Genomic DNA, 10,623 nt, shown 5'->3' on the forward strand with positions numbered 1-10,623 from the left:
CCCAGACATGACCGATACGTCCGCCCCGGACGGCTGGTTCGCCGAGGTCGAACCGGGCGATACCGAGGCAGCCGCGAGCGCCATCCGGCATGGGGAGGCCGAGACCCCAGCTGACTGGCCAGCACTCGCCGTCGAATCCGGCTTCGCCGACGACGAGGCGGAGTACTACGACCTGCTTCACGAGGCGACAGTGACGGCCGCGCGGGAAGCCGCACGCGAGGCCGAGCGTGCCGACGACAAACAGCTGATCCACGCGCTGCGAGCGATGGACGACACCGAGCGCACTGCCAATGAACTGGCCGAGCGCGTCGAGGAGTGGGCCGGCGCGCTGCTGTCCACCGAGACGGCGGCGACCGGCCTGGATTTCGCGGCCGTCGTTGTCCAGCGCGAGCCGGCGAACGCCACGGAGGAGCGGGTTATCTCGCTGGCTAAACGGGTCGTCGACCTGCGTGATGAGCGCGACAACCTGCGGACCTTCATGGAGCGCCGCGCGCCCGAGGTCGCACCCAACCTGGCGAAGATGGCCGGTCCGACCCTCGCCGCGCGGCTCATCTCGCTCGCCGGCGGCCTGGAGACGCTCGCGAAGAAACCCTCCGGCACCGTCCAGGTGCTCGGCGCCGAGGACGCGCTGTTTGCCCACCTCAGAGGGCACGCGCCGTCGCCGAAACACGGCGTTATCTTCACCCACGAGTTCGTGCGCGGCACGCGCCCGGCGGACCGCGGCTCGGCGGCCCGCGCCCTCGCCGGCAAGCTCTCCATCGCAGCCCGTATCGACCACTATGCTGGCGACCTGCGCCCGGAGCTCCACGAGGAACTCCGCGAGCGGATGGACACCATTCGTGCCCGCGGGGAAGACGACGAGGGGACAGCAGATGCTGACGCTGGCGCCGCCAACGCGGGTGGTGCCGATGAGTGAGTCACTTCCGGCGGGCGTCGAGCGCCGGACCATCGCGGGCGAGGAGCGCCTGACGACCGAGGGCGACCCGGTGTACGGCGAGCCGACCGTGGGCGACAGGCGGGTCTGGGACGCCGGCCGCTCGAAGCTGGGCGCGATGCTCGAACTCGGGATGGACACGGGGCTCACGGGTGCGGAGTCGGTGCTCTATCTCGGCGCTGCCTCGGGGACGACCGTCAGCCACGTCGCGGATTTCGCGGGGCCGACGTACGCGGTGGAGTTCGCGCCCCGGCCGGTCCGGGATCTCGTCGACGTCGCCGAGAGCCGGCCGAACCTCTTCCCGCTGCTCGCCGACGCCCGGACGCCGACTGCGTACGCGGGTGTCGTCGAGTCCGGCCTCGACTGCATCGTCCAGGACGTGGCGACCCGTGGACAGGCCGACGTGGCCAACCGGAACGCGCAGTTCCTGACGCAGGACGGGCTGCTGCTCGCAGCGGTGAAAGCCCGCAGTGAGGACGTGGTCGCGGACCCAACCGAGGTGTTCGATGAGGTAACGGCGACGCTCGAGGAGGGGTTCGAGATTCTGGACACCGTTCGCCTCGACCCGTACCACGAGGACCATCTGGGCGTGGTTGCACGTCTCGACTGACGATTGTCGCGACGGATCGACACGCCGCGATTGACCGTTATCGCGACGGCTTGGCACGCCGCGATTGACCGTTATCGCGACGGCTTGGCACGCCGCGATTGACCGTTATCGCGACGGCTTGGCACGCCGCGATTGACCGTCATCGCGACGGCTTGGCACGCCGCGATTGCCTGTTGCACCCACCTCCGGTCTCGATTGCCGCTTTTCCGGACGCGCTCCTGTACGTCGCTCGCCGGAGCCCGCACCCTATTTAGGTCGTGACTGCAAAGCCCGATGAAATGGAAACGCTGGGTTCCCGAGAGAACTTCGACCGGATGGGCACCCTCGGGGTCGAGGAGGAGTTCTACACCGTCGACGAACAGGGGCGGCCGAAATCCGGTATCAAGGACCTCGTCTACGCTGACGAAGACCCTGGGCCGCCACTGACAGATAAACTGGACCACGAGCTGTTCCAGTTTACCCTCGAGACCCAGACTCGGCTCATCGAAGACGTGACCGACGCCGAGGCCGCGATGCTCGCGGTTCGGGAGGCCCTGGTCGAGTACGCGAGTGAGAAAGGCTACCGAATCGCCAGCGCCGGACTCCACCCCGCCGCAAAATGGCGGGAGCTGGACCACGCAGAGAAACCCCGGTACCGCTCGCAGCTCGACCGCATTCAGTACCCCCAGCACCGCAACACCACCGCCGGCCTCCACGTCCACGTCGGCATCGACGACGCCGACAAGGCGGTCTGGATCGCTAACCAGCTTCGCTGGGAGGTGCCGTCGCTACTCGCGCTCTCGGCCAACTCCCCGTTCTGGAACGGGTTCGACACCGGGCTGGCCTCGGCCCGCTCGAAGATCTTCGAGAACCTCCCCAACACGGGAGTGCCGACCCGCTTCGAGGATTTCGATGCGTTCCAGCGCTACGAGCGTCGGATGGTCGAACTCGGCTCGATCGAGGACCGCGGCGAGCTCTGGTTCGACGTGCGTCCACACAGTGGCCACGGAACCGTGGAGATCCGCGCGCCGGACGCTCAGGCCGACCCGGCGATCGTCCAGGCGTTCGTCGAGCACGTCCACGCACTCGTCATCGACCTGGCTCAACGCTACGAGGACGGCGACCGGGATGGCCCCGGGGCCACGAACGACACGCCGCGCAACGGCGACAGTATCCGCCGCGAACTCCTCGACGAGAACAAGTGGCGCGCGACCCGTCACGGGCACGAGGCTTCCTTCATCGACCGCGACGCCGAGTCCACGGTATCATTAGCGGAAACCATCGAGCGCACCTGCGACCGCATCGGCAACGATTCGTTGACCGCCCTGCTCGACCAGGAGAGCGGAGCGGCGCGCCAGCGCCGTATTCACGAGGAGAAGGGGATGGACGCCCTCTGTGATGCGCTGATTCTGTAGCTACAGGTCGTAGAGCGCTGTGAACTTTGATTCGACGTAGTCGAGGAACGGGTCAGCAGTAATAGGCTCGCCCGTGGCGCGCTCGACCAGGTCGCTGGTCGTGTAGCGCTGCCCGTGCTGGTGGACCTGCTCCTCCAGCCAGCTGTGGACGGCGTCGAACTCGCCGTCGGCGATGCGTTGGTCCACGTCCGGGATATCACTCTCCAGCGCGTTCCAGAGTTGGGCGGCGATGACGCTGCCGACGGTGTAGGAGATGAACCCCGGCAGGTTCTTCGACCAGTGGATGTCCTGCAGACAGCCCTCAGTGTCCGTTTCGGGGACGACGCCGAGATACTCGTCCATCTTGGCGTTCCACTCCTGGGGCACGTCCGCGACGTCGAGGTCGCCACTCATCAGCTCCCGCTCGATTTCCGTCCGGAGGATGATGTGGAGGTGGTAGGTGAGTTCGTCCGCCTCCACGCGGATGAGGTTCTCCTCGCGCACGCGGTTGACAGCGCCGTACACCTCGTCGACGGTCAGCCCCTCGTGGCGCGGGAAGCGGTCCACGAACGTGGGGAGAAACGCCTCCCAGAACGCTCGCGAGCGGCCGACGTGGTTCTCCCAGAGCCGGCTCTGGGACTCGTGGACCGCCAGCCCGCGTGGGTTCCCCGTCGGGAGGCCGAACTCGTCCCGCGGAAGTCCCTGGGTGTAGTCGGTGTGGCCGAACTCGTGGAGCGTGCTCAGCAGGCCGTCGAAGGGCTCTGCGGGGTCGAATCGCGTGGTGACGCGGGCGTCGAACTGCGTGCCGTAGGAGAACGGGTGTGTCGAGGTGTCGAGGCGCGCGCGTTCCCAGTCCAGTCCCACGAAGGAGAGCGCGTCGCGGGCGAGCGCCATCTGTTCGGTCTCGTCGTACTCCCCCTCGACGACGTCGGCGCCGGGGTCGACGTCACTCGCGCGGATCTCTTCGATGAGCGGAACGAGTCGAGCCCGCAGGCGGTCGAACAGCCGGTCCACAGTGTCGTACGGAACGTACGGCTGGCTGTGGTAGCCGACTCCCTCCTCCCAGAGCGCGACGTAGGGGTCGACCGCCGGGTTGGCGTGTTTCCCCCATTCGCGACGGAGCTCGACGTTCTGCTCCAGGGACGGCGCGAAGGCCTCCCAGTCGTCGTCCGCGCGTGCCTGCTTCCACACCTCGCCGGCCTCGCCGACGAACTCGCCGATTCGCTCGCTGAGCTCTGCCGGGATGCGACTCGCGGTGCGGTGTTCCCGCCGGATCTCTCGGACGTTGGCCTGCTGTAGTTCGGTGAGCTCCGTCTCCTCGATAGCTTCGAGCGCCTCCCCGAGTCTCTCGGAGGCGAGCAGTTCGTCCTTGAGCGCGGTGACAGTCGAGCGCTGGCTCGCACGGGCCGGTATCCCGCCTTCGGGCATCATCACCTCGCCGTCCCAGAACAGGAGGAAGTCCGTCGTCTCCAGGTCGACAACCTGTGCGTAGATGTCGGTCGCCGTGTCGTACGGATCACTCATCGGTATGAGCTATCAATGCTCTCGGGCGTGCCAAAGCGGTTGGGGTCGGGCGCATCCTCCTTCCCCTTCTTCGTCACCAGCGCCGCGTTCCTCGTCGCTGCCGTTCTCTGCTGCTCGGAATGATCGTCGCGCTGGCTGGTGCAAGCGGGCTGTTCACGCCCCTTGGTCGGTTCGGTCGCCGGTTCTGCAGAGGAGTCCAGCGAGGAGCGCCAGTCGGGTCACGCCATACGGCGAGAAGAACGCTGGTCGGCTCGAGCCGCCAGCTTAGTTCCGGTGCTCCGTGAGGAACTCGTCAGCGGCCGCCTGCGCCCGCGAAAGCCCGTGGCGGAGCTTCGAGCGGCCGCGCTGAAGGTCCGTTTCGAGGAACCGTCGTCGCCGGCCAGTCGCCTCGGACAGTTCGCTCACACCCTGCAGGTAGGGAAGCCGGCCTTGCGGGAGGGCCGGGTCGTGCTCGTAATCGCTCTCGAGTTTGTACTCCGTCGGCACGAGGACGTTCCCGAGTTCGACCTGCAGGTCCTCAGCGGCCTCGTGGAGCTCGCTGTCGGCGTCGCCGGCGCCGTCGATGACCTCGTTGACCGCCTCGAGCGTCTCACCGAGCGCTTTGGCCTCGGCACGGATGTCGTCGAACGACACGGCCCCGTCGGCTTCGGCTTCGATCTCCCCGAGTGCGTCGAGGATATCGTCGACAGTGGCGGCGTAGTCGTGGGGCAGCGTCGACGAGCCACAGATTCGACCACAGAGCGCGAGATAGAGCTTCATCTCCTCGGTCAGCACCTCGTAATCCACCTTGTCGGCGGTGTCCTCGGGGGTGTGCCACCACCAGCCGCCGCCCACCGGGCCACCCTCGTCAGTTCCAGCGGTGAGTCGCGCGCCCGAGAGCAGTGAGGACATCCCGGTGCCCCAGAACGACTGGTCGGAGTTGCGGCCAGGGCGGTGGTCGTCGCCGAGGAAATTGCCGTCGCCGCCCTCCTCGTCCGCGTCGGCGTCGTCCCCGTCGTCAGCGCGTGCGTCCGGAGGGAGTCGCAGGTCCGGAACGGAGAGCGCGTCGACGTGTTCGTCGCCGAGTTCCGGGGTGTGCTGGTACCACAGCTCCTCGGCGCCCCGGAGCCCGTTCAGGTCGAGGTGGAGATAGCCGATGCCGTTCTCCCGCAGGTCGTTCCAGTGCTCGTCGGCGTACCACGCGCTGCCGGCGTAGCGGCCCGTGGAGTGGGCTGACCAGAAGCCAAAGCGCACGCCGCGGGCCAGCTCCTCGTCGTGTGTCGCGAGTACGCGCGCGAGCTCCAGCGTCGCGGCCATCGCCGTGGCGTTGTCCGTGATGCCCTCGTGCCAGGAGTCGACGTGGTTGCCGATGAGGAAGAAGCGGTCGCTCTCGCCCTCGATCTCCCCGACTGGACAGGGCAGCGTCATCAGTTCGGTGGTGACCTCAGTCGTTACGCTCAGTTCGACCGGTCCCTCAGTGAGGCGGTCCTGCAGCCACGCGCCCTCGTCGTGGGATACCTCTACGACCGGGAGGTCGGGAATCTCCGTCGCTGTGTCGGTGTCCGGCGTCCCCCAGATGGGGGTGACGATCATCTCGTGGAGCTGTGACTCGTTGACGGAGCCGAACACCGCGCCCACGGCGCCCGCGTCCTCGAGCAGGCCGATCGGCTCCGGCGTCGGCAGTCCGGTCGTGTAGACGAACTTCCCGTCGACGTCGGCCGTGGCGACGGCCTCCTCGGTTATCTCAGGCAGGTGAACCAGTGCGGCGTGGCGCCCTGTGGGGGCGGTGCTCGCCGAGAACGAGGTGGTGATCGCCTCGTCGATCTCGCGGCGGGTCGGCGTCGTCACCGTTACAGATGCGGATTCGGGGATGCTGATGAGCCCCTCGTACTCGTGGAGCGTGGCGTCGACGCCGTAGGACGAAAGCGTCTCGACGACGTACTCGCTGGCCTCCCACTCGTCGTCGGTACCTGATTCCCTGACCGTGCCCTCGAACCGGTCGATGTGGTCGCGCATCCGGTCGGGGTCGATCTTCTCGATGAGCCGTTCCTCGAGCTGTCTGTCGATACTGTCGAGCATTCTCTGCGTATTGTGAGGCGGTCCCAATAGGCGTGGTCCTTGCGGCAGGGCTCGGGACGGGGATGGTGCGTCCAGTAGCGGCGTGATAGGGGCAACCGACGGAGACCTACCCAAGCTACATGCCTGCTGCGCACCGCGAGAGCGCATGGAGGAACCAACAGCTGCGCTGGTGACTGGTGCCGCACGAGGTATCGGTCTTGCAATCGCGACGACGCTGGCCGAGGCGGAGCGCTACGACCGGGTCGCCTGTCTGGATATCGACCCAGGCGTCGAAACCGTTGCCGACGAACTCGACGGCGGCATGGGCTACGTCTGTGACGTCGGCGACACCGACCGAGTGGCGGAAGTGGTCGAGGACATCGAGTCCGAAGCGAACATCATCGCCGCCGTCAACAACGCCGGCTACTCGGAGCCCGTCTGGCTGGATGAACTGGAGCGCGAGGACTGGGACAGTCTGATGGAGACGAACCTCACCGGGCAGTACAACGTCTGTCGCGCGGTGGGCCCACGGATGTACGACCGGGAGGCCGGCGCCATCGTCAACATCTCCAGCGGCGCTGGCGTCAGCGGGAGTGTCAGTGGCGGCGTCCACTACTCCGCCTCGAAGGCGGGCGTACTCGGCCTGACCAAGGGCGTGGCCAAACAGCTCAGCCCGCACGTCCGGGTGAATACGGTGGTTCCGGGGCTCATCGACACCACGCTCGGTGAGGCTGGCGACGAGGGCGAGGGGCTCTGGGACGAGGAAGGGATGGCGAAGATGCACGCACTGACGCCGATGCAGCGCAGCGGCCAGCCCGAGGAAGTGGCGAGCGTCGTCGCCTTCCTCTGTGGCGAGGACGCCTCCTACATGACCGGCTCGACGGTCACCGTCGACGGCGGTTCGGCGCTGATGCCGACCCAGGAGTTCCTGATGGGTGACGGCGAGCCATGAAGTTCGCCGTCAACCTGCCGACCAGTGCGGGCGCGAGTGAGTACTCCACGCTGGCGTTCACCGACGAGGCGACCTGGGAGAAACAGCGCGACTACGCGAAACTCCTCGAGCGGCTGGGGTTCGACGGCGTTGCCGTTCCGGACCACCTCATGACGGGTGACGGCGCGACGACGGAGTGTCTCACCACCATCTCGGCGCTCGCAGCGGTGACGAACGATGTGTATCTCTACCCCAAGACGATCAACAACCATCTGCGCCATCCGCCGATGCTGGCGAAAGCCGCCGCCACGATCGACAACGTCAGCGACGGCCGGTTGAAACTCGGGATGGGCGCCGGCTGGAAGGACGACGAGGCGAGAGCCTACGGCTACGACTGGCCCGACGCTCCCAGACGACTGCGGGAGATGGAGGAGGCCATCGTCCTGCTCGACCGGCTCTGGACGGAGGACGAGGTGGATTTCGACGGCGACTACAACACGCTCGAGGGTGCCGTCTGCAAACCCCACCCTCGACAGGACCCACGCCCGCCGATCATGGTCGGCGGCGGCGGCGAGGAGTTCACGCTCCGTATCGCCGCCAAACACGCCAGTTCGTGGAACTACTGGGGGCCGCCGCACGTGATGTCGCACAAACTCGACGTGCTCGAAGCGCACTGCGAGACGTACGATACCGACTACGACGCGATCGAGAAATCCTGGTTCGCGCGCTGTATCATCCGGGAGACCGAGGCGGAGGTCGACACGCTGCTCGAGAAGGTGCCGCGGTTCGAACCGAAGGACGACGAGGCCGATATCGAGGATGGCGAGTATCTGAACCTCATCGGGACGCCCGAACAGGTGCGCGAGACGCTCGCGCGCTACGAGGAGATCGGCTTCGACGAGTGTGTCGTCGAGTTCGTCGACTTCCCCCAGGGCGAGGGTCCGGAGCTGTTCGCCGAGGAGGTACTGCCGGCGTTCCAGTAACGCGTTCAGTAGTCTCGGGCCAACGGCGTCGCCGACGGTCCCCCCGATACCGGCCACCATCGGCGCTACGCGAATCCTTTTCGCCCGCCGGCTCAACCATCTGTGCATGTCGGATACAGCGCCGGAACCGGATGAAGCGTACGAGCGGCTCCACGAGCGGGCCGAGCGCGTGGGCGGCCTCGAAACCATCGACAACCTCCTATTCTGGGACCAGCAGGTGATGATGCCCAGCGGGGGGACGCCCGGCCGGTCGATGCAGCGCGGCCTCATCTCCTCGCTCCAGCACGAGGCATTCGTCGGCGACGACGTGGCCTCGTGGCTCGACGCCGTCGAGGATGCCGACCTGAGTGCGGAGGAGTCGGCCGTCGTCCGGGAGGTCAGGCGGGAGCACCGGCGGAAATCAGCGGTGCCGCGCTCGCTGGCCGAGAAGCGCAACGGCGTCATCTCCGAGGCCAACGACGCCTGGGAGGAGGCCCGTGCGAACGACACGTACGAAACGTTCGCGCCGTATCTTGAGGAGCTGGTGGAGCTCACCCGTGAGCAGGCCGAGCATATCGACCCGGACCGCGAGCCGTTCGACGTGATCCTCGGCGAGTACGAGCCGTATCTCGACGTGGAGGACGTCGAGGCAGTGTTCGACGATCTGAAGGAGAGGCTGGTGCCGCTTATCGAGGACATTCGCGCGAGCGACGTGGCGCTTAGTGATGCGTTTGCGGACTACGGCCCCTACGACGAGGAGGCCCAGATGGCGCTCTCGGAGGACGCGCTCTCCTTCGTCGGCTGTCCCTGGGACCGGGCCCGGCTCGATACCTCCACGCACCCGTTCTCGTACGGCAACCGCTACGATATGCGCATCACGACGCGGTTCCACGAGGACTCCATCGTCGGCGGACTCTCCAGTTCGCTCCACGAGTACGGCCACGCCTCCTACGAACACGGGCTCGACGAGGACGCGTTCCCCGGTCCGCTTGGGCAATCACGCAGCCACGGGATTCACGAGTCCCAGAGCCGCTTCTGGGAGAACCACGTGGGCCGCACGGAGGCGTTCTGGGAGCAGTTCCTCCCGACAGTGACCGACCAGTTCCCCCGGCTCTCGGAGCTCTCGCCGCGGGAGGCCTACGAGGCGTCGAACCAGGTCTTCGAGGAGAACTTCACCCGCGTCGAGGCTGACGAAGTGACCTACCACCTCCACGTGCTGGTGCGCTTCGAGATCGAGCGTGCACTGGTCAACGGCACCCTCGACGTCGCGGACGTGCCGCAGGTGTGGAACGACAAGTACGAACAGTATCTCGGCATCCGCCCGGAGTCGGATACCGAGGGCGTCCTGCAGGATATCCACTGGAGCATCGGCCGCATCGGCAGTTTCCAGGGCTACACGCTTGGGACGATGTTCGCCGCGCAGCTGACGAACGCGCTGGAGGAGGAGTTCGGCGAGTCCGTCGAGGAACTCGTGGCGGCCCAGCGCTTCGACGACCTGCGCGAGTGGATGGGCGAGAACGTCCACAGCAACGGGAAGCGCTACGAGACCGACGAGCTCGTCGTCGCTGCGACCGGCGAGGAGCTGACGGCGGAGTACTTCCTCGACTACGCGACCGAGAAGTACGGGGAGCTGTACGACCTGTAGAGTGATTCGAACGGAGTGATGACTCGTCTCAGTTTCCTTTGGGTGTGCTCGGTTCTGCAGACGAGTTCGAAAACACTGGACCGCTTCTCGTGCTCTCGGAGTTGCCTGACGGCGTCGCCGCCCGGCTGCTGGCGATTCCTCCGGGATCGCCGTGGCTGGGACTCGCTACGCCCCTCGAACCGCTAATTGATGGTTCAGCGGTGGATCGGCGATGGTTTTGTAGGCATCCACCGCAACGACAGCGAACAGCAACAGCATCTCGAAGCTTGGCCAATTGGACCGCACCGCCTACCGCCCCGAAAGCCTCGTGTGCGCGGCATCACGTCGCGAGTGTTTTGCGCCACCGCCGTGGCGTTGCGGGTGGCAGCGGGCGCTCGCAGTCATCGCGAGCCGGGGGGGACGGGGCCCTGATGCTGGCCGGCGCTGCGTCGCCGGCCAACGGTGCGGTGGGTGGACTGATAGTGATTACTGCGAATAGTGTCATCGACGGTGTCGAACGCCGCCGGGTCAGGGGCTCCCATCACCGACACGGACGGTCACGGCGGGACAGACTCACAGTAATCAGTATGAAAGGGCTGCCTGGTCCGGGAACCCCGACAAAGTAAGC

Annotated in this window: 8 protein-coding genes; 6 read left to right on the top strand and 2 right to left on the bottom strand. The window is 66.7% G+C overall.

Annotated elements, in window-relative coordinates; translation table 11 throughout:
* Nucleotides 1–7: 7 nt before the first annotated feature.
* The 3 genes from V5A38_RS07095 (at nt 8) to V5A38_RS07105 (ending at nt 2,938) form a co-directional block, all read left to right on the top strand.
* The gene (locus V5A38_RS07095) at nt 8–916 is read left to right on the top strand and encodes an NOP5/NOP56 family protein (protein ID WP_332325057.1); all 909 of its coding nucleotides are present in this window, start codon (nt 8–10) and stop codon (nt 914–916) included.
* Nucleotides 909–1,544 carry a fibrillarin-like rRNA/tRNA 2'-O-methyltransferase gene (locus V5A38_RS07100; RefSeq protein WP_332325058.1) on the top strand — a complete coding sequence of 212 codons (636 nt, stop codon included), beginning with the start codon at nt 909–911 and terminating at the stop codon, nt 1,542–1,544. Before V5A38_RS07095 ends, V5A38_RS07100 begins: the two co-directional genes overlap by 8 nt.
* A gap of 278 nt (nt 1,545–1,822) precedes the next feature.
* Entirely contained in the window at nt 1,823–2,938 is a 1,116-nt protein-coding gene (locus V5A38_RS07105) for a glutamate--cysteine ligase (protein ID WP_332325059.1), read from the top strand.
* Here the strand turns inward: V5A38_RS07105 and V5A38_RS07110 are convergent, their stop codons facing one another.
* Nucleotides 2,939–4,441, bottom strand: a complete 1,503-nt coding sequence (locus V5A38_RS07110) for a carboxypeptidase M32 (protein ID WP_332325060.1) — start codon at nt 4,439–4,441, stop codon at nt 2,939–2,941.
* 264 nt (nt 4,442–4,705) lie between these two features.
* A complete protein-coding gene (locus V5A38_RS07115; protein WP_332325061.1) occupies nt 4,706–6,499 on the bottom strand; it encodes a M28 family peptidase in 1,794 nt (597 codons plus the stop codon).
* A gap of 145 nt (nt 6,500–6,644) precedes the next feature.
* Here V5A38_RS07115 and V5A38_RS07120 point away from each other — a divergent pair, with 145 nt between their 5' ends.
* The 3 genes from V5A38_RS07120 (at nt 6,645) to V5A38_RS07130 (ending at nt 10,016) form a co-directional block, all read left to right on the top strand.
* Nucleotides 6,645–7,430, top strand: coding sequence for an SDR family NAD(P)-dependent oxidoreductase (locus V5A38_RS07120; RefSeq protein ID WP_332325062.1), 786 nt, complete (start codon nt 6,645–6,647; stop codon nt 7,428–7,430).
* Nucleotides 7,427–8,392 (top strand): LLM class flavin-dependent oxidoreductase, encoded by a 966-nt coding sequence (locus V5A38_RS07125; protein WP_332325063.1) that lies wholly within the window; start codon nt 7,427–7,429, stop codon nt 8,390–8,392. The genes V5A38_RS07120 and V5A38_RS07125 overlap by 4 nt, the downstream gene beginning before the upstream one ends.
* Before the next feature lie 106 nt (nt 8,393–8,498).
* Entirely contained in the window at nt 8,499–10,016 is a 1,518-nt protein-coding gene (locus V5A38_RS07130) for a carboxypeptidase M32 (RefSeq protein WP_332325064.1), read from the top strand.
* Nucleotides 10,017–10,623: the final 607 nt, after the last annotated feature.

It is taken from the genome of Halolamina sp. (assembly GCF_036626355.1).
GTDB lineage: Archaea > Halobacteriota > Halobacteria > Halobacteriales > Haloferacaceae > Halolamina.

Bases quoted from the DNA above. Each gene is read 5' to 3' on its own strand.
- V5A38_RS07115 (WP_332325061.1), bottom strand. From the start codon at position 6,499: ATGCTCGACAGTATCGACAGACAGCTCGAGGAACGGCTCATCGAGAAG.
- V5A38_RS07110 (WP_332325060.1), bottom strand. From the start codon at position 4,441: ATGAGTGATCCGTACGACACGGCGACCGACATCTACGCACAGGTTGTC.
- V5A38_RS07095 (WP_332325057.1), top strand. From the start codon at position 8: ATGACCGATACGTCCGCCCCGGACGGCTGGTTCGCCGAGGTCGAACCG.
- V5A38_RS07105 (WP_332325059.1), top strand. From the start codon at position 1,823: ATGGAAACGCTGGGTTCCCGAGAGAACTTCGACCGGATGGGCACCCTC.
- V5A38_RS07125 (WP_332325063.1), top strand. From the start codon at position 7,427: ATGAAGTTCGCCGTCAACCTGCCGACCAGTGCGGGCGCGAGTGAGTAC.
- V5A38_RS07120 (WP_332325062.1), top strand. From the start codon at position 6,645: ATGGAGGAACCAACAGCTGCGCTGGTGACTGGTGCCGCACGAGGTATC.
- V5A38_RS07100 (WP_332325058.1), top strand. From the start codon at position 909: ATGAGTGAGTCACTTCCGGCGGGCGTCGAGCGCCGGACCATCGCGGGC.
- V5A38_RS07130 (WP_332325064.1), top strand. From the start codon at position 8,499: ATGTCGGATACAGCGCCGGAACCGGATGAAGCGTACGAGCGGCTCCAC.